21 protein-coding genes are annotated in these 24,078 nt (G+C 70.4%); 16 read left to right on the forward strand and 5 right to left on the reverse strand.

All coding sequences use genetic code 11. The annotated features are described in order from the left end of the window. Positions 1–7: 7 nt before the first annotated feature. Entirely contained in the window at positions 8–1,504 is a 1,497-nt protein-coding gene (locus J2Y46_RS10690) for an aldehyde dehydrogenase family protein (protein ID WP_310242169.1), read from the forward strand. Further along, complete coding sequence (locus J2Y46_RS10695; RefSeq protein WP_310242170.1) at positions 1,501–2,364, forward strand: aldehyde dehydrogenase family protein; 864 nt, start codon at positions 1,501–1,503, stop codon at positions 2,362–2,364. Before J2Y46_RS10690 ends, J2Y46_RS10695 begins: the two co-directional genes overlap by 4 nt. A gap of 23 nt (positions 2,365–2,387) precedes the next feature. Here the strand turns inward: J2Y46_RS10695 and J2Y46_RS10700 are convergent, their stop codons facing one another. Further along, complete coding sequence (locus J2Y46_RS10700) at positions 2,388–3,104, reverse strand: NRDE family protein (RefSeq protein ID WP_310242172.1); 717 nt, start codon at positions 3,102–3,104, stop codon at positions 2,388–2,390. A 70-nt stretch (positions 3,105–3,174) separates the two neighbouring features. Between J2Y46_RS10700 and coaBC the strand changes: the two genes are divergently transcribed. The 6 genes from coaBC to J2Y46_RS10730 all read left to right on the forward strand — a co-directional run bounded on the left by coaBC (position 3,175) and on the right by J2Y46_RS10730 (position 10,834). After that, the gene (gene coaBC, locus J2Y46_RS10705) at positions 3,175–4,410 is read left to right on the forward strand and encodes a bifunctional phosphopantothenoylcysteine decarboxylase/phosphopantothenate--cysteine ligase CoaBC (protein ID WP_310242174.1); all 1,236 of its coding nucleotides are present in this window, start codon (positions 3,175–3,177) and stop codon (positions 4,408–4,410) included. A 136-nt stretch (positions 4,411–4,546) separates the two neighbouring features. Then, on the forward strand, positions 4,547–5,386 hold the full coding sequence (locus tag J2Y46_RS10710; protein ID WP_310242176.1) for a glycerophosphodiester phosphodiesterase family protein: 840 nt from the start codon (positions 4,547–4,549) through the stop codon (positions 5,384–5,386). Positions 5,387–5,497: 111 nt separating this feature from the next. Further along, entirely contained in the window at positions 5,498–6,136 is a 639-nt protein-coding gene (locus J2Y46_RS10715) for a hypothetical protein (protein WP_045297354.1), read from the forward strand. Positions 6,137–6,373: 237 nt separating this feature from the next. Beyond that, the gene (locus J2Y46_RS10720; protein ID WP_045297353.1) at positions 6,374–8,527 is read left to right on the forward strand and encodes a DEAD/DEAH box helicase; all 2,154 of its coding nucleotides are present in this window, start codon (positions 6,374–6,376) and stop codon (positions 8,525–8,527) included. Positions 8,528–8,612: 85 nt separating this feature from the next. Further along, complete coding sequence (locus tag J2Y46_RS10725; RefSeq protein WP_310242181.1) at positions 8,613–9,698, forward strand: hypothetical protein; 1,086 nt, start codon at positions 8,613–8,615, stop codon at positions 9,696–9,698. A 107-nt stretch (positions 9,699–9,805) separates the two neighbouring features. Then, positions 9,806–10,834 carry an ATP-dependent 6-phosphofructokinase gene (locus J2Y46_RS10730; RefSeq protein ID WP_045297351.1) on the forward strand — a complete coding sequence of 343 codons (1,029 nt, stop codon included), beginning with the start codon at positions 9,806–9,808 and terminating at the stop codon, positions 10,832–10,834. 118 nt (positions 10,835–10,952) lie between these two features. Here J2Y46_RS10730 and J2Y46_RS10735 read toward each other — a convergent pair whose 3' ends face one another. After that, positions 10,953–13,097, reverse strand: coding sequence for a S9 family peptidase (locus J2Y46_RS10735; RefSeq protein WP_310242183.1), 2,145 nt, complete (start codon positions 13,095–13,097; stop codon positions 10,953–10,955). A gap of 158 nt (positions 13,098–13,255) precedes the next feature. Between J2Y46_RS10735 and J2Y46_RS10740 the strand changes: the two genes are divergently transcribed. The 5 genes from J2Y46_RS10740 (at position 13,256) to J2Y46_RS10760 (ending at position 18,095) form a co-directional block, all read left to right on the forward strand. After that, the gene (locus tag J2Y46_RS10740) at positions 13,256–14,551 is read left to right on the forward strand and encodes an anion permease (protein ID WP_310242185.1); all 1,296 of its coding nucleotides are present in this window, start codon (positions 13,256–13,258) and stop codon (positions 14,549–14,551) included. Then, positions 14,548–14,877, forward strand: a complete 330-nt coding sequence (locus J2Y46_RS10745) for a hypothetical protein (RefSeq protein ID WP_045297347.1) — start codon at positions 14,548–14,550, stop codon at positions 14,875–14,877. Before J2Y46_RS10740 ends, J2Y46_RS10745 begins: the two co-directional genes overlap by 4 nt. A 57-nt stretch (positions 14,878–14,934) precedes the next feature. Then, entirely contained in the window at positions 14,935–15,846 is a 912-nt protein-coding gene (locus tag J2Y46_RS10750) for a phosphodiesterase (RefSeq protein WP_310242188.1), read from the forward strand. Between the two features lie 144 nt (positions 15,847–15,990). Then, positions 15,991–17,472, forward strand: coding sequence for an aspartate ammonia-lyase (locus J2Y46_RS10755; RefSeq protein WP_045297343.1), 1,482 nt, complete (start codon positions 15,991–15,993; stop codon positions 17,470–17,472). A 62-nt stretch (positions 17,473–17,534) separates the two neighbouring features. Continuing rightward, entirely contained in the window at positions 17,535–18,095 is a 561-nt protein-coding gene (locus J2Y46_RS10760; protein WP_052676695.1) for a hypothetical protein, read from the forward strand. 67 nt (positions 18,096–18,162) lie between these two features. On the opposite strand, the gene J2Y46_RS10765 is transcribed toward J2Y46_RS10760, so the two are convergent. After that, positions 18,163–19,026 (reverse strand): fumarylacetoacetate hydrolase family protein, encoded by an 864-nt coding sequence (locus tag J2Y46_RS10765; RefSeq protein ID WP_310242191.1) that lies wholly within the window; start codon positions 19,024–19,026, stop codon positions 18,163–18,165. 86 nt (positions 19,027–19,112) lie between these two features. On the opposite strand from J2Y46_RS10765, the gene J2Y46_RS10770 reads away from it, so the two are divergent. The 3 genes from J2Y46_RS10770 (at position 19,113) to J2Y46_RS10780 (ending at position 21,642) form a co-directional block, all read left to right on the forward strand. Then, entirely contained in the window at positions 19,113–20,336 is a 1,224-nt protein-coding gene (locus J2Y46_RS10770; protein ID WP_310242193.1) for a PrsW family intramembrane metalloprotease, read from the forward strand. 199 nt (positions 20,337–20,535) lie between these two features. Further along, positions 20,536–20,904, forward strand: a complete 369-nt coding sequence (locus J2Y46_RS10775; protein WP_045297338.1) for an FKBP-type peptidyl-prolyl cis-trans isomerase — start codon at positions 20,536–20,538, stop codon at positions 20,902–20,904. A gap of 174 nt (positions 20,905–21,078) precedes the next feature. Further along, positions 21,079–21,642, forward strand: a complete 564-nt coding sequence (locus tag J2Y46_RS10780; RefSeq protein ID WP_310242196.1) for a YceI family protein — start codon at positions 21,079–21,081, stop codon at positions 21,640–21,642. Here J2Y46_RS10780 and J2Y46_RS10785 read toward each other — a convergent pair. Further along, positions 21,605–22,624, reverse strand: a complete 1,020-nt coding sequence (locus tag J2Y46_RS10785; protein ID WP_310242198.1) for a DMT family transporter — start codon at positions 22,622–22,624, stop codon at positions 21,605–21,607. The two genes, J2Y46_RS10780 and J2Y46_RS10785, sit on opposite strands and share 38 nt — an antisense overlap. Before the next feature lie 97 nt (positions 22,625–22,721). Continuing rightward, positions 22,722–24,032, reverse strand: coding sequence for an MFS transporter (locus tag J2Y46_RS10790; RefSeq protein ID WP_045297335.1), 1,311 nt, complete (start codon positions 24,030–24,032; stop codon positions 22,722–22,724). Positions 24,033–24,078 lie beyond the last annotated feature (46 nt).

The raw sequence follows: 24,078 nt of genomic DNA on the forward strand, positions 1-24,078 counted from the left end.
TGCACTCATGAGTTTCCTCGAGTACGCACCGGCGCCCGAGTCCCGCGCCATCCTGAATCTGCGCGACGAGTACGGGCTGTTCATCGACGGCGACTTCCGTCCCGGCACGGGCGAGTCGTTCGTGACGATCTCGCCGGCCGACGAGACGCGCATCGCGACCATCGCCTCGGCGAGCGAGGCGGATGTCGACGACGCCGTCGCCGCCGCGCGCCGCGCCTACGACAAGACGTGGTCGAAGATGAGCGGCCGCGACCGCGGCAAGTATCTGTTCCGCATCGCCCGCCTCGTGCAGGAGCGCGCCCGCGAGCTCGCCGTCGCCGAGAGCCTCGACAACGGCAAGCCCATCAAGGAGAGCCGCGACGTCGACGTGCCGCTGGTGGCCGCGTGGTTCTTCTACTACGCGGGCTGGGCCGACAAGCTCGACTACGCGGGGCTGGGGTCCGACCCGAAGCCCCTCGGCGTCGCGGGCCAGGTGATCCCCTGGAACTTCCCGCTCCTCATGCTCGCGTGGAAGATCGCGCCGGCGCTCGCGGCCGGCAACACGGTCGTGCTCAAGCCCGCCGAGACGACGCCGCTCACCGCGCTCCTGTTCGCCGAGATCCTGCAGCAGGCCGACCTTCCGCCGGGCGTGGTCAACATCGTGACGGGGGCCGGCGCGACGGGGGCGGCGCTGGTGCGGCATCCCGACGTCGACAAGGTGGCGTTCACCGGCTCCACCGCCGTCGGCCGGGAGATCGCGAAGGCGGTCGCCGGCACCGACAAGAAGGTGACGCTCGAGCTCGGCGGCAAGGCGGCGAACATCATCTTCGAGGACGCCCCGATCGAGCAGGCCATCGACGGCATCGTGACGGGGATCTTCTTCAACCAGGGTCAGGTGTGCTGCGCGGGGAGCCGCCTCGTGGTGCAGGAATCGATCCACGACGAGGTCGTCGACCGGCTCAAGGCGCGCCTGTCGACGCTGCGTCTCGGCGACCCGCTCGACAAGAACACCGACATCGGCGCGATCAACTCGCTCGAGCAGCTCAACCGGGTGCGCGAGCTGTCGCGCATCGGCGACGAGGAGGGCGCCGAGCGCTGGACGGCCGACTGCGTGATCCCCGACAAGGGGTTCTGGTTCGCGCCGACCATCTTCACGAACGTCCAGTCGAGCCACCGCATCGCACGTGACGAGATCTTCGGTCCCGTGCTGTCGGTCCTCACCTTCCGCACGCCCGACGAGGCGATCGCGAAGGCGAACAACACCCCCTACGGCCTGTCAGCGGGTGTGTGGACCGAGAAGGGCTCGCGCATCCTTGCCGTCGCCGACAAGCTGCGCGCGGGCGTCGTGTGGGCGAACACGTTCAACCGGTTCGACCCGTCGTCGCCGTTCGGCGGTTACAAGGAGTCCGGCTACGGCCGCGAGGGTGGCCGTCACGGCCTGGCCGCGTACCTCAAGGGAGCCTCGGCGGGCGATGCCGCGCGGCGCGTCGAAGCCGGCCGTTCGAAGAAGGAGGTCTCGGCATGAGCAAGCGACTGACCGTTCCCAAGACGTACAAGCTCTACATCGGCGGCGCCTTCCCGCGCAGCGAATCGGGCCGCACGTACGAGGTGGCGACGCCGAAGGGCGACTTCCTTGCGAACGCCGCGCTGGCCTCCCGCAAAGACGCACGGGATGCCGTCGTCTCGGCGCGCGGCGCCGTGAAGGGCTGGTCGGGTGCCACCGCCTACAACCGCGGTCAGGTGCTCTACCGCGTGGCCGAGATCCTCGAGGGCCGCCGTGCCCAGTTCGTGGACGAGATCGTGCAGCAGACCGGCGTCTCGGCCGCCGTCGCCGGCGCCGAGGTCGACGAGTCGATCGATCGCTGGGTCTGGTACGCCGGCTGGTGCGACAAGTTCGGCCAGGTCGCCGGAAACGGCAACCCCGTCGCCGGTCCGTACTTCAACATCTCGGTGCCCGAGCCGACCGGGGTCGTGGGGGTCATCGCCCCGCAGGACACCGCTCTCGTCGGCCTCGTCTCGGCGATCGCGCCCGCGCTCGTGACGGGCAACTCCGTCGTGGTCATCGCCTCGCAGCGCTACCCGCTGTCGGCGATCTCCCTCGCCGAGGTGCTCGCCACCAGCGACGTGCCCGGGGGGGTCGTGAACGTTCTGACCGGCTCACCCGCCGAGATCGCGCCGTGGCTGGCGTCGCACCCCGACGTGCACGCGCTCGATCTCGTCGGCGCGGGCGAGCTCGACTGGATCGACCTGCAGATCGCCGCGGCCGAGACGCTCACTCGTGTGCTCCCTCCCGAGAACGGTACGGATGCTGCGGCCCCGAGCCTGGCCAGGATCACGGCGTTCACCGAGACCAAGACCGTCTGGCACCCGAAAAGCCTGGTCTGACCCGACCGGGGCGGGCCTCGGGTTCAGCGGAGCTCGAGGCCGCCCCACCGGCCGGGCTCGCGGAGCTCGCCGTAGTGCACGTCGACGTCGCCCTGCGACACCGAGGCGACGCATGCCAGGAGCGACAGGGTCGGGTACCCGAGCGGGCGGTTGTCGCGGATGATCGCGCCGTCGTCGGTGGGCGCGAGCTCGGCCGAGCGCTCGAGCACCTCGACCCACGGCATCCACCATCGTCCGTCCGTGGCAGGCTCGGTCGACTGGAACTCGCCCAGCCACCGGGCGATGCGGGGTGTACCGCTGTCGTCGACGTCGTCGTGGGCGATCATGTGCGTGCCGGGCGCCAGTTCCGTCGTGCGGAGGGCGACGCCGTCCCACGTGAGCACGCGGGCGTGGGAGCCCTCGACCTCCACGAGGTTGAAGCCGTGCGTCGCGGGCTCGCCCGCGGGGGAGCGGCCGGCCACCGCGTCGAGCACGATGCCGCCACGCGAGACGAGCTCGGACTCGGGGCGCGTCGACTCGTCGGCGCGGTTGAGGAGCACCCCGAGGCGGCCGGCAGCCGGATCGGCCGCGAGCCACGCGCCGCCCGCGCGCACATCGCGCACGCCGACGACGCCGTCGTGCGCCTCGGGCCACCAGCGGCCGAGCGGGTTCCACGGCCGTTCGGGATCCTCGTCGCGGATCGCGAGCACGCGCGTGGGCTCGTCCGGCGACTCGGGTACGCGGATCACGACGGTGCACATCGCGGCACTCCTCGGGTGGGTCTTGCGGCCGGTGGGCCGGGTGCTCGGGCAGTCGTGCCAAGATCGGAAGGTGTTCGTCGTGGTCGGGGTCACCGGTGGCATCGCCGCCTACAAGACGGTTCAGCTCGTGCGCCTGCTCGTCAAGGACGGGCATGAGGTCCACGTCGTTCCCACGGAGGACGCGCTGCGCTTCGTGGGGATGCCGACCTGGGAGGCGATCAGCCGCCATCCCGTGACGACCTCCGTCCACGACGACGTCGCACGCGTTCGTCACGTCGCGCTCGGCCAGGCGGCCGACCTCGTGATCGTGGCGCCCGCGACGGCGAACACGCTGGCGAAGATGACCGCGGGACTCGCGGACGACCTCCTCGGAACGACCCTACTCGCCACCACGGCACCCGTCGTCGTGGCCCCGGCGATGCACACCGAGATGTGGCGCCACCCCTCGACGGTCCACAACATGGCGGTCCTGGGCGAGCGTGGCGTCATCGTGGTCGGCCCGGAGGACGGCGAGCTCACCGGCGGCGACAGCGGACCGGGGCGGATGTCGGAGCCCGAGGTCATCTTCGAAGCCGCTCTGGCCGCGACCGCAGGCGGCGCCGGTGACCTGCACGGACTGCGGGTCGTCGTGAGCGCGGGCGGGACGCGCGAGCCGATCGATCCCGTCCGCTACATCGGCAACCGCTCCAGCGGGCGGCAAGGTGTCGCCGTCGCGCTGTCGGCGGCGGAGCGTGGAGCCGACGTCGTGCTCGTCGCCGCCCATGTCGACGACGGGGTGCTGGCCGCGGCATCCGCTCGTCCGGGGCTGAGGGTGGTGCGCGCGGGCACCGCGGCGGAGCTCGGTGAGGCCGTCACCGCGGAGGCGGGTGCGGCCGACGTCATCGTGATGGCCGCCGCCGTCGCCGACTACCGCGTGGCCGAGGTGTCGCCGCTCAAGCGCGCGAAGGAGTCCGCGCCGGTCGGGGGGATCACGCTCGACCTGATCGAGAACGACGACATCCTCGCGGGGCTCGTCCGGCGTCGGCGCGAGGGGCAGACCATCGTCGGATTCGCGGCCGAGATGCCGGGTGACGGCGAGACGCTGCTCGACAGAGGGCGCCGCAAGGCGGCGCGCAAGGGAGCTGATCTGCTCGCGGTGAACGAGGTCGGCTGGTCGAAGGGATTCGAGGCCGCGGACAACGCGGTCACGATCATCGGAGCCGACGGCGAGGTCATCGGTGCGCGGCGGGGGAGCAAGGACGACGTCGCCGAGGCGCTCTGGGACGCCGTCCGCATGGTGCGCGAAAGCCAAGCCAAAACAAAGTAACGAATAAGTAACGGCGCATGTAGAGTGGTCCGCACCACGTCGACGATGACGTGGGTACGACCCCCGGAGGACATGCCCGATGCCCTACTCCGCGGCATCCGATCGCTCACGCGACCGGATCCATGCTCTGTCCGTCATGTGCGTCCTCGCGATCGCGAGTCTGGTGATCGCCGTCCTCGGTGCCACTCCTGCGCGCGTGAGTTCACGCGAGCTGATGGGTGACGAGCGGACGCCCGGGGAGGCCGCGTTCATCGCCAGTCATCGCGGGGGAGCGGCGACCGCGCCCGAGAACACCCTGCCGGCCATCACCGCCGCGCTGGCGGCCGGGTTCGACTACGTCGAGGTCGATGTCGCGCTCACCGCCGACCGGCAGCCGGTGCTCATGCACGACAAGACCGTGGACCGCACCACCGACGGGCACGGGCGGCTCGCCACCCTCACGCTGGCCGATGTGAAGGCCCTCGACGCCGGCGCCTGGTTCGACCGCAGCTACGCCGGCACGCCTGTCCCCACCTTCGTGGAGTTCCTCGACGCGCTCGTCGCCGCCGACGGGCGCGCGATCGTGGAGCTGAAGGGCGAATGGGATGCCACGGCCGTCGACACGGCGGTCGCCGAGGTCGCCGCGCGCGGCCTCGAACGTCGCATCGTCTTCGCTAGCTTCGATGCGCGGACGCTCGCGCTCGCCGCGGCCGGGTCGGACGTGCTGTCGCGGCTGCTCATTCTGAAGCAGGTCCCGTCGGACGTCGTGAGTGCGGTCGCCGAGGCCGGAGCGCGGGGCGTCGTCGTGAACCGCAAGGCGGTGCTCGCACGGCCGGGCATCGTCGATGAGCTGCACGCCGCCGGTGCGCGCGTGGTCGTGTACACGCTCAATGACGACTCCCAGTGGGACGAGGTCACGGCCCTCGGCGTCGACGGCATCGTCACCGACGACCCTCACACCCTGTCGGAGTGGCAGAGCGCCTACGCCGGACCGTGACGCCTGTGCTCGTGCGCGCGGCGTGGCCCGCGGCATCCGTCCTTCCGCCTCGTTAGGGTCGAAGGGCGCGCCGCCTCCCGTCTTCCGCGGCGCGCGAGAGGTGGCGTGGGGATGGTCGTGCAGAGCCGGCTGACACGGATCGTGATCGGGTGCGTCGCGCTCACGGCCCTGGCCGGGGTCGTGACCGGATGCCGGCCCGAGTCCGAGGCGACGCCATCGAGCAGCCCCTCCATCACGATGAAGGACCAGACGCCGGGTCCGTCGGCGACTCCGGTCGAGACTGAGAAGCCCCAGGCCGACTTCGAGGTGCCGGGCGCGTGCGAGGAGATCTACTCCGCCGCGATGCTGGCGCAGCTGGAGTCGGCGAACCCTCCCCTCAACGACCCGGGCGTGACCATGCTGTCGACGGAGAACGCAGACCTGCTCGAGATCATCCACGGCGGAGCGCCGACGCTGCGCTGCTCATGGGGGCAGCCGAGCGAGTTCGGGCTCGCGACCAACGTGACCGCGGTCGACGTCGATCAGGAGACGGCGGTGCTTGCGGCGCTGCCCGCGGCGGGCTTCGGCTGCGAGGCGCTCGGCGACGGCACCGTCTGCCGCATCGAGCAGAAGGGCGTGACGCTCGACGACAAGGAGTACACCCGCGGCGAGACCCACTACGTCGGCGGCGGCGGACTGGTGACGACGGCGTGGATCAACTTCGCCCCCGAGGGGTACACCGAAGACATCGTCGCGACCGTCTGGGGCTGAATCTCCGCTTCTCTCGCGCCCGCGTCCCCCGTTCCGGAGCCTGTTCCCCTAGAATGGTGGGCGGGGAACCGTTGACGATGTCGCAGCTCGCAGAAGCGAGTGCCCGCGACCGTCGGCGGCGAATCCCTGGTCCCGCGTTCGCGACGGCGTTCGCGCCGCCCGCGGGAGCACGCAGAACCATCGGTGTCATCCGATCCCCGCCGGACCCCCTATCCGGCATTCACGCTCAGGAGGAGCATGCCGACCACGGCACCCGCCCAGACGGCGCAGCGTCGCCGCAAGTCCTCGTCCGCGCGCCGCGACGACGAAGCCCCCATCATCCCGATCCTCGCCCGCAAGGTGCGCGAGGTCGAGGCGAAGGCCCAGCGCGGCAAGCTCGGGCCGACCAACCGCGTCAAGTTCCAGGTCATCGCATTCCTGGTGCGCGAGGAGCGCGCGCGGGTGAAGGGCGACACCGAGCTGACGGATGCTTCGCGCGCTGAGCTGCTGAAGCGCCTCGACGGCGTCGCGACCATTCTCGCCAAGACGGCCGCGCGCGACACGTCGCTCATCCAGCTTCTCGAGGTCGACCAGGCCACGTCGCCCGTCGCACGCCGGATGCGCCGCGACTGGCTGCTCGAGTCGGGTGCCGAGCTCGCGCCCGACGAGCTCATCATCACGGACGTCGCCCCGGTGGTCGCGCCCGTCGTGCCCGCCGCCCTCGCTGAGCGCCAGGTGGTGCCGCCGCAGGTCGAGGCCCGTCGCGACTCCAACCCGTTCCTCGCCCCCGACCTCACGATCCGCGCCCCGAAGCAGACGCCTCGCCGGCGTCTCGACAGCTGGGAGCTCATGGGCCCGCTGTACAAGGCGTTCGAGACCGGTGCCGGCGGCGCGACCGCCTCGATGGAGCTCCCGCCTGTTCCGGAGTTCGACCGCCTGTCGCCCAAGGGCCTCGAGGTCATGCCGCACCAGTCGCGCTTCCTCGAGTCGGTGCGCGCCGGGCACCGCACGTTCCTCCTCGCCGACGAGCCGGGCCTCGGCAAAACGGCGGAGTCGGTGCTCGCAGCATCCGTCGCGAACGCGTATCCGCTCCTCGCGGTCGTGCCGAACGTCGTCAAGATGAACTGGGCGCGCGAGGTCGAGCGCTGGACGCCCCAGCGTCGTGCGACCGTCATCCACGGCGACGGCGAGAACATCGACGCGTTCGCCGACGTCTTCATCGTCAACTACGAGATCCTCGACCGTCACCTGTCGTGGCTCAGCTCGATCGGCCTCAAGGGCATGGTCGTCGACGAGGCGCACTTCATCAAGAACCTCACGTCCCAGCGTTCGCAGAACGTGCTGGCGCTCGCGACGCGCATCCGCGAGCAGGTGCCCAACCCTTTGCTGCTCGCCCTCACCGGCACGCCGCTGATCAACGACGTCGAGGACTTCGACGCGATCTGGCGCTTCCTCGGCTGGACCACCGGCGAGAAGCCCGGCCCGGTGCTCATGGAGAAGCTCGACGAGACCGGGCTCACGCCCGCCGACAAGTCGTTCTACCCCGAGGCGCGCGATGCGGTGATCTCGATGGGCATCGTGCGGCGCAAGAAGAAGGATGTCGCGGCCGACCTGCCCGACAAGCTCATCGCCGACCTTCCCGTGGAGCTCGACGACGAGTTCGGCCGGTCGATCCGGCAGGCCGAGCGCGAGCTCGGCGAGCGGCTCGCCGCGAAGTACCGCCGCATCATCGATGCGCGCGGCGACCGCGGGTACGGCCCCGGCCACATCGACGAGGACATCATCCGCCTCGTCGCGCACAACGAGCTGGAGGAATCGAAGGCCGCCGGCACGGGGTCCGAGAACGTCTTCACGATGGTGCGCAAGATCGGCCAGGCCAAGGCCGTGCTCGCCGCCGACTACGCCGTGCAGCTGCAGCGCTCGGTCGGCAAGGTCGTGTTCTTCGCCAAGCACATCGACGTCATGGACGCCGCCGAGGCGCACTTCGCCGCCGCAGGGCTCAAGACGGTCTCCCTGCGCGGCGACCAGGCCACCACGGCCCGCCAGCAGGCGATCGACGCGTTCAACAGCGACCCCGAGGTCGGCATCGCAGTCTGCTCGCTCACCGCGGCAGGCGTCGGCGTGAACATGCAGGCGTCGTCGAACGTCGTGCTCGCCGAGCTGTCGTGGACGGCCGCCGAGCAGACGCAGGCGATCGACCGCGTGCACCGCATCGGCCAGGACGAGCCCGTGACCGCGTGGCGCATCATCGCCGCGCACACGATCGACACCAAGATCGCCGAGCTCATCGACTCCAAGCAGGGTCTCGCCGCCCGTGCGCTCGACGGCGAGGCCGTCGACCCGCAGTCGAGCGACTCCGTGCAGCTGTCGGCGCTCATGCACCTGCTGCGTCAGGCACTCGGCGCCGCCTGACGCGCGGTTCGACGGGGGCGGTGCGGGTTCGCACTGCCCCTCGGTCGTTCCACAAGGGTGATTCCCGGCCCGCTAGGGTGGCGGGATGTCTGTCGACGCCGACGTCCTGCTGGCGGGCCCGCGCGGCCGTCGCCTGTGCCTGGAGTACGCGGTGGCATGCGCGTTCCGGGCCGAGACAGCGCAGAGCCGTGCGGCTGCCGACACCGTGTGGTGGGCGGCCGGCGCCTGCGAGACGAACGGCACCACGATCGTTCTCCGTTCCAGCGGCGACAGGACGCGGTACGAACCGCCGATCGCCTCGCCCACGGACGCGGCCGCGGCGCTCGATGCGATCGATCTCGCCGCGCCGACTTCCGCGACGCTGCGCGAAGCGCTTGCGGCGTCGGTGCAGGCGGCGATGTACTGGCAGGAGCCGGACGGGCGTGACCTGCTGTGCGCGACCGACGACGTGCAGTCGGCGCTTCGCCGCATCGCGGTGCTGATCGCCGGCTCGGCCGCCGCCGAGTGGTGGAGCGACGGCGTCGCGGGGGAGGACCAGTGGAGCGTGCCGTGGCAGGGCGCCGGCCGCCCCGCCGGCGACCTCGAGGCCGCCCTGCGTTCCTGGCGAGAGGCGACGGCGGCGGATGAGGCGCGTGCTGCGGCCGAGCGCCCCTCCGACCCCACCGCCCGATGGAGCGGACAATGGTGGTCGATCCCGCCCGCTTCGCTCGTACGCACGACCCGCGCGCTCGCCGGCGACGGGCCGGCGGGACTCTGGTTCGTCGAGGACTCCTTCGGCGAGGACGCCGCCGCGGCCACGCCCGTCGACGTGTACCCGGCGCGGGTGCTCGAGGTCTGCGGACCGGAGGACTGGGCGCGGCTGTGTGCGCAGCATCCGCTCGATGTCACCGCCTCCCGACGCCACGACTGGTTCCGCGTGACGGGCCGAGACGGCCGCTGGGTCATGCCCGACTGGGCCGCCGTCGCCGCCGAGACGGATGCAGTCCATCTGAGTGTCGCGGGCTACCTGTCGACCGCCACGCGGCTGATCCAGGTCGACGGTGACCGTGCGGCGGTGCTCGCCGGGTGGAACCCGGACGAGACGTTCTGGTTCCGTGGGACCTCCGCACGCCCGGCGGGCGAGCAGCGGTGGCGGCGCGAGAACGATGTCTGGGAGCGTGTCGCGGACTGAGCCGACCTGGGCGCGGCAGCCGCGTGTGGCAGGGCGCGCCGTCCGGCACTAGTGTCAGGGGAGGCAGCGTCGCCGTCCCTCTTCCCCCGACTTGCGAGGAACACAGCATGAAGATCGGCATCCTGACGAGCGGCGGCGACTGCCCCGGACTCAACGCGGTCATCCGCGGCGTCGTGCTCAAGGGCACGACGACCTACGACCTCGAGTTCGTCGGCATCCGCGACGGCTGGCGCGGTGTGGTCGACGGCGACTTCTTCCCGCTGACCCGGCACGAGGTGAAGGGCCTGTCGAAGGTCGGCGGCACGATCCTCGGCACCTCGCGCACGAACCCTTACGAGGGCCCCCGCGGCGGCGCCGAGAACATCGCCAAGACGATGTACGGCCACCGCCTCGACGGCATCATCGCGATCGGCGGCGAAGGAACCCTCGCGGCGGCGAACCGCCTCGCCAACGACGGCATCAACGTGCTCGGCGTCCCGAAGACGATCGACAACGACCTTCGCGCCACCGACTACTCCTTCGGCTTCGACACCGCCGTCAACATCGCGACGGACGCGATGGACCGCCTGCGCACCACCGGCGATTCCCACCAGCGGTGCATGGTCGCCGAGGTCATGGGCCGTCACGTCGGCTGGATCGCCCTTCACGCCGGCATGGCCGCGGGCGCGCACGCCATCTGCATCCCCGAGGTGCCGATGTCGATCGACGAGATCACCGCCCTGGTCTCGAAGGCCCACGACCGCGGCCGCGCGCCGCTCGTCGTCGTGTCGGAGGGCTTCACCCTCACGGGCATGGACGAGGCCTACAGCGACAAGGGCCTCGACGCCTTCAACCGCCCGCGCCTCGGCGGCATCAGCGAGATCCTCGCGCCCGAGATCGAGCGCATCACGGGCATCGAGACCCGTGCCACGGTGCTGGGCCACATCCAGCGGGGCGGTTCGCCGTCGGGCTTCGACCGCGTGCTCGCCACGCGCCTCGGCCTGCACGCCGCCGACGCGGTCGTCGACGGCGCGTGGGGTCAGATGGTCGCGATGCGCGGCACCGACATCGTGCGCGTCCCCTTCGCCGACGCCCTCGGCGAGCTCAACACCGTTCCCCTCTACCGCTACGAAGAAGCCGCCGCGCTGTTCGGCTGAGTTCATCGTCGCTCTGTCTCACTGAGATCAGGAGATCTGGCGGGGACAGGTCGTTTCGCGTCGTGTCGTCCTGTGCGGGCCAGATTCCTGATCTCGGGAGCGGATGCGTGGATCCCGCTCAGACGTCGGCGACGCCCAGCACGTCCAGGAGCCACGCCAGCTCGAACGCGCGTTCGCGCCAGGCGTTGTAGCGGCCCGAGACGCCGCCGTGACCGGCGACCATCTCGCATTTGAGCAGGGCGTCGGCGCCGACCTCGCGCAGGCGTGCGACCCACTTCGCAGGCTCGACGTACAGGACCCGGGTGTCGTTGAGCGACGTGACGGCGAGGATGCGGGGGTACGCGGCATCCGTCCGCACGTTCTCGTAGGGCGAGTACGACTTCATATAGGCGTAGACGTCGGCGTTGTGGAGCGGGTCGCCCCACTCGTCCCACTCGATCACCGTGAGCGGCAGCGACGGGTCGAGGATCGTGGTCAGAGCGTCGACGAACGGCACGTCGGCGAGCACGCCGGCGAAGAGCTCGGGCGCGATGTTCGCGACCGCGCCCATCAGCAGGCCCCCGGCCGAGCCGCCCTCGGCGACGAGCTGGGAGGCCGTCGTGTAGCCGTTGTCGATGAGGTGCAGCGCGCTGTCGACGAAGTCCGTGAAGGTGTTGCGCTTGTTGAGGAGCTTGCCGTCCTCGTACCACTGGCGGCCCATCTCGCCCCCGCCGCGCACGTGGGCGACGGCGAAGACGACGCCGCGGTCGAGCTCCGACAGGCGCGGCACCGAGAATCCGGGTTCGATCGAGTGCTCGTAGGAGCCGTAGCCGTACAGGTGCACCGGGCGGGGTGCGACGCCGGCATCGCCGAACGAGCGCTTGTAGACGAGCGAGATCGGGATCTGCGTCCCGTCCTGCGCGGTCGCCCACACGCGCTCCTGCGCGTATTCGGACGGCTCGTAGCCGCCGAGCACAGGCTGGCGCTTGCGCAGGTGCAGCTCGCGCGTGGCGACGTCGAGGTCGTAGACGGTGCCGGGCGTGACGAACGAGCCGTAGCCGAGGCGCAGCAGGGGAGGAGCCCACTCGGGGTTGCCGCCCGTGCCCACCGAGTACAGCGGCTCGTCGAACGAGATCTCGTCCACGGCGCCGCTCGCGTAGTCGAGCATGCCGAGGCGTGCGAGGCCGCCGCGGCGGTAGCCCACGACACCCCAGTCGCGGAAGGTCGAGACGCCGAGCAGGCGCTCGCCGGGACGGTGGGGGATCACGACAGAGCGGTCGCCGGACGGATCGGATGCTGCCACCCGCACCAGCTCGAAGTCCAGGGCTCCATCGTTGTGGAGGACGAACAGGACGTCCTCGCCATCGACGACGGCGTGCTCGGAGTCGTATTCGACGCCCTCGGTCCGCGGCCACACCACGCGCGGCTCGCCGCGGAGGTCGTCGGCATCCAGCAGCCATTCCTCACTCGTGATGGAGGAGCCGAGGCCGATCACGAGGAAGCGGTCGCTGCGGGTGAATCCCGCGCCCACCCAGTACTTCTCGTCGGGCTCGTGGAAGAGCTTCGCGTCGTCGGCGACGGCCGTGCCGAGCTCGTGCAGCCAGACGGTGTCGGGGCGCCACGCGTCGTCGACGGTCGTGTAGACGATGAAGCGGCCGTCGGGGGAGAAGGTCGCACCCGCGAAGGTGCCGGGGATCTCGTCGGGGAGCTGCTCGCCCGTCACGAGGTCGCGCACGCGCACCGTGTAGCGCTCGTCGCCCGCGACGTCGACGCCGTAGAGCATGAGCGTGCCGTCGTTCGACACCTCGAAGCTCCCGAGCGAGAAGAACTCGTGGCCCTCGGCCTCGACGTTGCCGTCGAGAAGGATCTGCTCGCCCGCGACCTCGACGTCGGGGGAGAGCTCAGGGGGCGTCCAGTCGTCGGCGGACGCGAGCGGGGCGCGGCACTGGATGCCGTACTGCTTGCCCTCGAGCGTGCGGCCGTAGTACCACCACTCGCCGCGGCGGGTCGGCACCGACAGGTCGGTCTCGAGGGTGCGGCCCTTGATCTCGCCGAAGATGCGCTCGCGCAGCCCCTCGAGGTGCGCGGTGCGCTGCTGCGTGTACGCGTTCTCGGCCTCCAGGTGCGCGATGACGGCCGCGTCGTCTTTCTCGCGGAACCACTCGTAGCGGTCTTCGACGTCGTCGCCGTGATGCGATCGGACCGTGATCTTGCTGTCTGCGACGGGCGGACGGATGCCGGCGACAGGGGTGGACGAAGAGGCTGCGGAGTCGCTGAGAGTCACCGTTCCACGCTAGTCGCCTGCTGAGTTGACCGTCAGGGTCGCCGATGTAGGATTCTTCCTGGCCGGTTGCCGGTTCCTGAACTCTTGGTGAACTGTTCGTTCGTCGCGCCGATCTCGTCGGCACACCCTTCTCCACTCCTCCTCCCCGAAAGCGAACGGTGGAAACCGCAACCCTCATCATCGTTCTGGTGATCGCGCTGGCGCTGTTCTTCGATTTCACGAACGGCTTCCACGACACCGCGAACGCGATGGCGACGCCCATCGCCACGGGCGCACTCAAGCCCAAGACCGCCGTGCTCCTCGCCGCTGTGCTGAACCTGGTCGGCGCGTTCCTGTCGACGGAGGTCGCCCAGACGATCTCGGGCGGCATCATCAACGAGGATCAGATCTCGCACGACATCTTCCCCGAGATCATCCTCGCCGGCCTCATCGGCGCCATCACGTGGAACATGCTCACGTGGCTCCTCGGCCTTCCCTCTTCGTCGTCGCACGCCCTGTTCGGCGGGCTCATCGGCGCCACGATCGTCGGGGTCGGCCCCACCGCGGTGAACTTCGGCGTCGTGATGTCGAAGGTGATCCTGCCGGCGTTCATCGCGCCCGTCACGGCCGGCGTCATCGCGTTCACCGCCACGAAACTCGCGTACGTGCTCACGCGGCGCTACGACAGCAAGCCCGACGGCCGCGACGGCTTCCGGTTCGGCCAGATCTTCACGTCGTCGCTGGTGGCGCTCGCTCACGGCACGAACGACGCGCAGAAGACGATGGGCATCATCACGCTCCTTCTCATCACCGCGGGTCTGCAGTCGGCCTCGAACCCTGAGCCGCAGACGTGGGTGGTGTTCGCGTGCGCGATCACGATCGCGCTCGGCACGTACATGGGCGGCTGGCGCATCATCCGCACCCTCGGCAAGGGTCTCACCGAGGTCAAGCCGGCGCAGGGCTTCGCGGCCGAGGCGTCGACGGCGTCCACGATCCTCGCTTCGAGTGCCCTCGGCTTCGCGCTGTCGACCACCCAGGTCGCATCGGGCTCGGTCATCGGCTCTGGCCTCGGCCGTCGCGGCTCGCAGGTGCGGTGGCGCACCGCCGGCCGCATCATGGTCGGCTGGATCCTCACGCTTCCCGCGGCCGGTGCGGTCGGCGCCGTCGCGGCGCTCATCGTCGTGTGGCTGCCGGTGTGGGGCGTCATCATCGACGCGGTCCTCGCCGTCGTGATCATCCTCTTCCTCTTCATGCGCTCGCGCCGCGACGAGGTCACCGCGTCGAACGCGATGAGCGAGGTCGCAGACTCCGGTCGGGCCGTCAAGGTCAAGCGCAACCCTCCGCCCACGCGCCGCCAGCGCGCACTCGCGCGCGACGAGGCGCGGCGCGTGGCCGCGGCGGAAGCGGCGGCGAAGAAGGCCGCCAAGGCGGCCGGGCGATCCGAGAACCGGCCGAAGGACGGAGGTCCGCGATGACCATCAACTGGCTCGCCTTCGTTCAGGTGTTCGTCGCGGCGTTCATCTCGGCCGTCGTGGTCGTCTCGTTCTACGCGCTCGGCCTGCGGCTGCTCGTGCGCGCCGGCCGCGCCCCCGTGGTGGCTCCCGCGGAGTTCACCGACGCCATCACCGTCATCTCCGAGAAGGAGGCGCGGCGCGCCGAGAAGGCCGCCGCGAAGGCGGCCAAGCGCAGTCCGCTCACCGACGGCCAGAAGCGGTTCGCGCTCGTCGGCGCCTACGCGTGCTTCGCGGTGTGCGCCGCGGCCGTGCTCGGCGGACTGCTGCTCATCGTCTTCAACCACTGAGCGGCGCGACCGCGCCGGGGCGGGATGCTGTCGGCACGACGGCCTAGGCTGAGGCCCATGGCCACCGCCACATCCGTCCAGTTCGGTCAGTACCCGCCTGCGCGGCGCACGCTGCTGCATGTCAGCGACACGCACCTGCTCGCCGGCAACGCGCCGCTCGGCGGCCGTTTCGACACCGCGGCGAACCTCGCCCGGACGCTCGAGGCGGCCGAGGCCACCGGCATCCGTCCCGACGCGATCGTGTTCACGGGCGACCTGACGGATCTCGGCGAGCCAGAGGCCTACACCGCGCTGCGCGCAGCAGTGGAGCCGGTGGCGGAACGACTCGGCGCCCCGGTGGTCTGGGTCGCCGGCAATCACGACGAGCGTCCGGCGCTGCGGCGCGATCTCCTCGGGCTGGCGCCGACCGAGGAACCCGTGACCGGCGTGTGGGATCTCGGCGGACTGCGGCTCATCGGCCTCGACTCGACGGTGCCCGGCTGGCATCACGGCGATCTGGACCACGGGCAGCTCGAATGGCTGCGCCGTGAGCTGGCGACCCCGGCGCCGCTCGGCACGATCTTGGCGCTGCACCATCCGCCGCTGCCGTCGCACGTGCCGCTGTTCGACATCCTCGAGCTCCGGGACCAGGGGCGGCTCGCCGACGTGATCGCCGGCACCGACGTGCGCGCGATCCTCGCGGGCCACCTGCACTACTCGACGAGCGGCACGTTCGCGGGCGTCCCGGTGAGCGTGGCCGCGGCCACGTGCTACACGATGAACCTCGCGCGTCCCGCGGTGGAGGTCAATGGCATGGACGCCGGCCAGTCCTTCCACCTGGTGCACGTGTACGACGACACGATCACCCACGCCGTCGTGCCCGTCGTCGAGGCGCCGACCGGCGACGTCTTCTCCGCCGAGTGGGTGGAGCGGATGTCGCGCCTCACGCCCGAGGAGCGGCTCGAGGCCTTCTCGCGCAAGCGTGGCTGATGGGGTTCTCCCCACCCCGTCCCGCCACCGTGTATGCGTTCGTGTGGTCAGGTGTACGCCGTGTACAGCCCGGCCGGCGGGTGCCGCGAGTAGGCTCGAATCATCCCGCACACCGCTGTGAACGACCCACGAGGACTGCAACACATGGCTCTGGACGCAATGACGCGAACCCGCATCGAGACCGACTCCCTGGGATCCCTGGAGATCCCCGCCGACGCGTATTGGGGCATCCACACCGCCCGCGCGCTGGAGAACTTCCCGATCTCGAAGAGGCCGATCTCGGTCTACCCCGACCTGGTGCGGGCGCTGGCGATGGTGAAGCAGGCGTCGGCTCGCGCGAACCGCGAGATCGGGGTGCTCGACCCCGCGAAGGCCGACCTCATCGACCGGGCCGCGCAGCTCGTCATCGACGGCGACTTCCACGACCAGTTCGTCGTGGGGGTCATCCAGGGCGGCGCCGGCACGTCGACCAACATGAACGCGAACGAGGTCATCACCAACATCGCGCTCGAGCTCGCCGGACGCGAGAAGGGCGACTATGAGTTCCTGTCGCCGATCGACGACACCAACCGCAGCCAGTCGACGAACGACGTCTACCCGACCGCGATCAAGGTCGGACTCGGTCTCGACCTGAAGACGCTGCTCGAAGAGCTCGACCTGCTGCGCCGCGCGTTCCTCGCGAAGGCCGTCGAGTTCCACGACGTGCTCAAGGTCGGCCGCACCCAGTTGCAGGACGCCGTGCCGATGACCCTCGGCCAGGAGTTCCACGGGTTCGCCACGACCCTCGGCTACGACCACCAGCGCCTCACCGAGAACGCCTACCTCCTGTACGAGGTCAACATGGGCGCGACCGCGATCGGCACCGGCATCACGACCCACCCGGCGTACGCGCCCGCAGTGCTGCGCCACCTCCGCGAGATCTCGGGGCTCGACCTCGCCACGGCCTCCGACCTGGTCGAGTCCACGAGCGACACCGGTTCGTTCATGTCATTCTCGGCGTCGCTCAAGCGCAACGCGATCAAGCTGTCGAAGATCTGCAACGACCTGCGTCTGCTCTCGTCGGGCCCGCAGGCGGGGTTCGGCGAGATCAACCTTCCCGCACGACAGGCGGGGTCCAGCATCATGCCCGGCAAGGTGAACCCCGTCATCCCCGAGGTCGTCAACCAGGTCGCGTTCTCGGTCGCGGGCGCCGACCTCACGGTCACGATGGCGGTCGAGGGCGGCCAGCTGCAGCTCAACGCGTTCGAGCCGGTCATCGCGCACTCGATCTTCCAGTCCATCACGTGGCTGCGTCAGGCGATGTTCACGCTGCGCGTCAACTGCGTCGACGGCATCACCGCGAACCGCGAGCGGCTCGGCGCCATGGTGGGTTCGTCCGTCGGCGTGATCACCGCGCTCACGCCGTTCATCGGCTACGCGGCAGCCGCGGCGCTGGCGAAGGCCGCCCTGCTCACCGGGCGCGGCGTCGCCGACCTGGTGGTCGAGGCCGGGCTCATGTCGCGAGACGAGGTCGCCAAGCAGCTCTCGCCCGCCCGCCTGTCGGGACTCGAGACCGTCACCGCCGCCATCCCGATCGTGGTGGCGCCCGAGGACGTCGTCGCGGAGGCACCGGCAGACACGCGCTGAGCCGGTTGCCGCGGGCGGCTCCCGATCGATAACGTCAGGGAGACTCGAACGAAAGGCGAGAAATGACCGATCCGCAGAACCCGGCCGCACCCGAGCCTCCGCAGCAGCCCGCGTCGCAGCCCACTGCGCCTCAGCCCCCCGCCGACGCGCCGGTTGCGCCCGCGGCGGAACCCGTCGCTCCCGCACCGGACTACCCTGCACCGTCGGCGCCCGCCGCCCAGCCCGAGTACGCGGCGGCTCCGCCGGCGTCCCCCGCGGGCGCGCCGGCCTACAGCGCCGCGCCCCCGGCGTACAGCGCGGCGCCGCCCGCCGCGTACGGGGCGCCGGCCGACGCGCCCGTCCCGGGCAAGACGCTCGGCATCGTCGCGTTCATCCTGTCGTTCTTCGTCCAGCTGGTCGCGCTGATCCTCGGCATCGTCGCGCTCGTGCAGAGCCGCAAGGCCGGGGTCAAGAACGGCTTCGCCCTCGCGGCGATCATCATCTCGGCGGTGCTGATCGTCGTCGGCATCATCGTGACGATCATCATCCTGACCGTGGTGTTCGGTGGTCTCGCAGCTGCCTGCGCCGAACTCGGCCCGGGTGTGTGGGAACTCCAGGGCGGTGGCACGATCACCTGCAACTGACGCAGGCATCGACGTGGGAGGCGGGTCCGCGGCGCGGGCCCGCCTTTCGCGTCGTCAGAGCGCGACCTCAGCCGAGGATGCGGCAGTGCGTCGTGAGCGCGCCGATGCCGTCGATCCCCACGGTGACGGTCGAGCGGTCGCGCAGGAACACCTGCGGATCCCGCGAGTAGCCGGCGCCGCCCGGACTGCCCGTCGAGATGAGCGTCCCCGGCAGCAGAGTCGCCGACCTCGACAGATGCGAGATGAGCGTGGCGACCGGGCGCACCATCTGGCCCGTGGTCGCATCCTGCAGCGTCGTGCCGTCGAGGACTGTCCAGATATGGAGGTCCTGCGGATCAGGCACTTCGTCGGCGGTGACCACGAACGGCCCGGTCGGCGTGAAGCCGTCGAAGGACTTGCAGCGCGACCATTGCGCCTCGGAGTACTGGATGTCGCGCGCGGTGATGTCGTTGACCACCGTGTACCCCCAGACGTGGTCGAGGGCGTCCTCGGGGGACACGTCTTTCGCCGGGGTGCCGATGATGACACCGAGCTCGGCCTCGTAGTCGACGGACTCGCTGAGCGAACGCGGCCAGGTCGTGGTGTGGTCGTGCCCGGCCAGCGAGTTCGGCCAGAGCACGAACACGGTCGGCGTCGAGTCCGTCTTCAGCCCGAGCTCGCTGGAGTGCGCCGCGTAGTTGAGGCCGATCGCGAGGATCACCGGGGGCGAGAGAACGGCGGATGCGAAGCCCATTCCGTCGAGCGGATGCCGCGTGCCACGGTCTGCGGATTCCCGCACGCGTGCGAGCAGCTCGTCGCCGCCGGCGATGAGCTCCTCGAGCACGCGAGGCGCTCCATCGAACAGCTCCTCGACGATCGCCACCTCGTCGCCCTCGACGAGTGCGAGCCTCGGCTCACCCGACTCCGGCGGCACGACATGGGCGAAGCGCATGCCCCCAACCTAGCCGCCGGGGTGTGCCGGTGGGCGGTCCACAGCCCGGATGACGGGTGAGCGTCGTGCACCCATAGGCTGTGCGCATGACGCTCGACCCCGGTGCCTCCCGTCCCCGGCCCTCGCTCACGCCGCCGGAGTTCGCCTCCGCGCTCGCACAGCCCCGCGTCGCGGCTCCCGCGGCGATTACGCCCCCGCCGTCCTCGCCCACACCCGTGCAGCTGCCCACCGCCGCCGCGCGTCGCGGACGCAGCGCATCGGTCTGGATCATCGGCATCCTCGTGCTCGTGCTGATCGTGCTGGTGGCGTACTTCCTCACCGCGCTCGGCCCGGCGGCGTCGCTGATCGGGATGGTGCTGGCGGTGGTGCCGCTGGTGGGCGTGCTGTTAGCGGTGCGGATCGTGGACCGCTGGGAACCCGAGCCCCGCGGACTGCTCATCCTGGCGATCGCGTGGGGTGCGATCGCCGCCGTCGGCATCGCGCTCGGTGTCGACCTGCTGCTGTCGATGGTGTTCGGCCCGGCGACCGGGGCCCGCGAGGTGCTGCAGACCGTCGTCCAGGCGCCGGTCGTCGAGGAGTTCGCGAAGGGGCTCGGCGTATTCCTCATCTTCGCGACCGCTCGGCGCGCGTTCGACGGCCCGATCGACGGCATCGTCTACGGCGCGCTGGTCGGCGCCGGCTTCGCGTTCACCGAGAACATCCAGTACTTCGCGGTGAGCTTCATCGAGGGCGGCGCGACCGAGACGACCACGACGTTCTTCCTGCGCGGCATCCTGTCGCCCTTCGCGCACGTCATGTTCACCAGCGTCACCGGCTTCGCGCTCGGTCTTGCCGCGCGCCGCGGACTGTCGACCGGTCAGGCGATCGGGCCCGGGCTGCTCGGGCTCGCGGGCGCGATCGCGCTGCACGCGTTCTGGAACGGGTCCGCCATGTTCGGGGACTTCTTCTTCCTCTACCTGACGTTGCAGGTGCCGCTGTTCATCGGGTTCATCCTCGGTGTCGTGGCGCTCCGGCGAGAGGAGTCGCGACTCACGCGACGCCGGCTCGGCGAGTACGCAGCCGCCGGCTGGTTCACGCCGCAGGAGGTCGACATGCTCGCGACCTCGGCGGGGCGCAAGGCCGCCCTGGCGTGGGCGCGGACGCTGCGAGGGGACCGCACGCCGCTCATGAAGACCTTCATCACTGATGCCACGGCCCTCGCTGCGACACGCCAGCGGGCGATCACGGGGCGCGATCCGCAGGCCGCCGCTGAGGAACGGGACCTGCTCGCGAAGACCGCGGCGACCCGCGCCGCGATGTTCGCGCCGTGACCCGCGCAGCGCCGGGAGAACCCCCGATACGAAGACTCAGCGCTCGGTGCCGCGGCGATGCCTGCGTGTCTACCGAGCGCTGAGTTGGTCTGCCCCCCAGCATGCCGGGACGCCTGCGCGGGTGTCAAGAGAACCCCGGCGGTTCTCCTGACGGCGAACTCGCTCGGCGCCGGCGCGCTTCCAATGATTGGATGGACGCATGACTGACGACCGCACAAAGCCCGAGATCGACGCACCCGCCGGCCCGGCGCCGGCCGACCTCGTCGTCCGCGACATCGTCGTGGGCTCCGGCGCCGAGGCGAAGCCCGGCGACACCGTGACCGTCCACTACGTGGGCGTCGAGTACGAGACCGGCGAAGAGTTCGACTCGTCGTGGAACCGCGGTGAGAGCATCCAGTTCCCGCTCCGTGGCCTCATCCAGGGCTGGCAGGACGGCATCCCGGGCATGAAGGAGGGCGGTCGCCGCGAGCTCGTCATCCCGCCGCACCTCGCTTACGGTCCGGCCGGTGGCCACTTCCTCGGCGGCAAGACGCTGATCTTCGTCATCGACCTCATCAAGGTCGGCTGACTCCATCCCGATCGTCCGGAGGGGGCGGATGCTGCGGCATCCGCCCCCTCCGTGGTCTCCAGGAGTTCGCACGTAATTTACATTCACGGGAATAGAACGTCTGCGAGGCTGTGTTGGAACCCGTATGCCCGTCCCCTCGGGCGCCCCACACGGACCTGAACACGAAGGACGAACATGACCGACTCCACCACGATCGACGTTCCCGGCTACAAGGCGGGCACCTGGGTGCTCGACCCCGCGCACAGCGAGGTCACCTTCAGCGTGCGCCACATGATGATCTCGAAGGTGCGCGGCACCTTCGGCATGAAGAGCGCCACCCTCGTTGCCCCCGAGAACCCGCTCGAGGCCAAGGTGGAGGCATCCGTCGACGTCACCTCCGTCGACACCAAGGACGAGGGCCGTGACAACCACCTGCGCTCGGCCGACTTCTTCGACGTCGAGAACCACCCCACGATGGAGTTCGTCTCGACCGGCGCGCACGTGAAGGACGGCGAGTTCTTCGTGGACGGCGACCTCACCATCCGCGGCATCACCAAGCCCGTGTCGTTCGAGTTCGAGTTCGGCGGCTTCGGCACCGACCCGTGGGGCAACTACAAGGCGGGCGCGACGGCCAAGACGGTCGTGAACCGCGAGGACTTCGGCCTCACCTGGAACGCGGCCCTCGAGACGGGCGGCGTGCTGGTCGGCAAGGACGTGACCATCACGCTCGACCTGCAGGGCGCGCTCCAGCAGGACTGACCTTCCGCAGGCGAGAGAAGAGCGGATGCCTCGACCCCGAGGCATCCGCTCTTCGCGTACGCAGTCGGTCCTGCGCGAGCAGGATGCCGAGGAACACGACGAGCGCGCCGATCGGCTCGTTCCACGTGATCGTCTCGCCGAGGATCAGGATGCCGAGGATCACCCCGACGACCGGGGTGATGTAGGTCACGGTCGAGGCGCGCGTGGGCCCCCACGCGCGCACGGTGTTCTGGTTCCACACGTACGCGATGCCTGTTCCGAGACAGCCGAGCAGCAGCAGGCTCACCACGATCGGCACGTCGAGGCGCACGGGCGTCAGCACGAGGAACGGCGTCAGCAGAGCCATGACGACGCCGGCCATCGCGATGTAGCCGAACGTGAATGCGAGCGCCGACATCCCGGTGTTCGAGACGAAGCGCCGCATGTAGGCGAAGCTGAAGCCGTAGCTCGCCGTCGCGCCGAGGATGGCGAGTTCGGCGACGAGGCTCCCGTCGAGGGCGATGCCCTGCCACGGGGCGATGATCACCACGACGCCGAGGATGCCGACGCCGATCCCGAGGACCTGCAGGGCCTTGAGTCGCTCGACGCGGAAGACCAGCCACGCCATGATCGCGGTCATGATCGGCGTGGTCGCGTTGAAGATGCTGGCGACGCCGGAACTGACGTGCTGCTGCGCCCACGAGAACAGCAGGAACGGGATGACGCAGAACGTGAGCCCGAGCACGGTCAGGTGCGCCCACACCTTGAGGCTGCGGGTGAGGTGCTCGCGCCGCAGGAGGACGAGTGCGCCGAGGGTCAGCGCGCCGAGGAGGATGCGGGTCCACGCGACCTGCGCGGGCGAGATGCCGGTGAGCGACACCTTCATGAAGAGGAAGCTCGCGCCCCACACGATCCCGGCGAGGACGAACTGCACCGTGATCCAGCGCGGGGACGGCAGCCTCTCCGCACGCGTCGCCGGCGGAGCCGTTCTTGTCGAGGTCACGGTGGCCACCGTACGCCCGCCCGCCGACGCTGGAGCCCAGGAGGGGATGCGACGTCCGAAATCCGCCGTTGTGCGGCCGTCAGGCTACGGGCGCGGCTCAGGGGACGGGGTTCTCGGCGTCGTACGCGCGGAACCGCGGCGTGAGCCGCACCAGCGTCGCCACCAGCCCGATGATGATGAGGCCGCCCACGAGCGGCGGGAACCACAGTGCGGTGAGCGTCGCCAGCGTGCCCGCGTACAGGGCGCCGAGGCGTGGACCGCCCGTCACCACGACGATGAAGATCCCCTGCAGGCGGCCGCGGATCGTGTCGGGCACCGCGGACTGCACCATCGTGTTGCGGAAGATCGAGCTGATGTTGTCGGCGGCGCCCGAGACCGCGAGCACCAGGCACGCGAGTGCGATGAGCACGAGGTTCGGGGTGTCGGCGTCGACGCCGTCCGGGGCGAACCACCCCAGCGCCGCGGCGCCCAGGACGAGCCCCAGGGCGGCGATCGAGCCGCCGTACGCGAGGATCGCGCGCTCGATCCCGACGCCCTGACGTCGGATGCCGCCGACCCGGCCCGAGAACAGACTGGAGGCGAAGGCTCCGGCCGCAACCGAGGCGGTGAGCACGCCCGTCGTGATCGGCCCGCCGCCGAGCAGCACCGCGCCGATCGCGGGGAAGAGCGAGAGCGGCTGGCCGAAGGTCATCGCGATGATGTCGAGGATGAACTGCAGCCTGATGTTCGACGCGCGCTTCAGGAACCGCCAGCCGTCGCGGAGCGACTCGAGTCCCGGCCGCACGACCTCGCCCTCGGGACGGAGGTTCGGAAGGGTCCACAGCCCGAGGAAGAGCGATGTCATGAGCACGACGTCGAGCGTGTAGGTCCACGCGTAGCCGGTGAGGGCGACCAGCACACCCGCGAGGGCGGGCCCGGCCATCACCATGATCCCGACCGTGATGCCGCCCAGCGCCGACGCCGCCGGAAGGAGCTCGCGCGGGAGCAGACGCGGAACGATCGCCTGACGCGAGGCGAACACGATCGAGTTCGCCGACGAGTTGACGATGCTCAGCGCGTACAGCCACCACACGGTCTCGAGGTCCGCCCAGGTCAGCACGGCGAGCAGCGCGGTCGAGGCGAACGTGACGGTCGCGGCGATGAGGGCCACCGCCCGGCGGTCGAACGCGTCGGCGAGCATGCCGCCGTAGATCCCGGCGAAGACCATCGGCACGAGCCCCGCGACCGCGATCATCGACACCGCGAACGTCGACCCGGTCAGGTCGTACATCTGCAGCATGATCGCGACGATGGTCAGCTGCCCGCCGAGACCGGCGAGCGTCGAGCCGATCCACATGCGCGCGAACGCCGGGCTGGCGCGGAAGGGCCGCAGGTCGATGAAATGGCTGCGATGCTCCCCGGCGCTCACTCGTCGGCCTCGGTGTGCTGCACGGATCCGAGCGTACCCGGGCGCA

The sequence above is a fragment of the Microbacterium sp. BE35 genome (assembly GCF_031457705.1).
In the GTDB taxonomy this organism is placed as follows: Bacteria; Actinomycetota; Actinomycetes; order Actinomycetales; family Microbacteriaceae; genus Microbacterium; species Microbacterium trichothecenolyticum.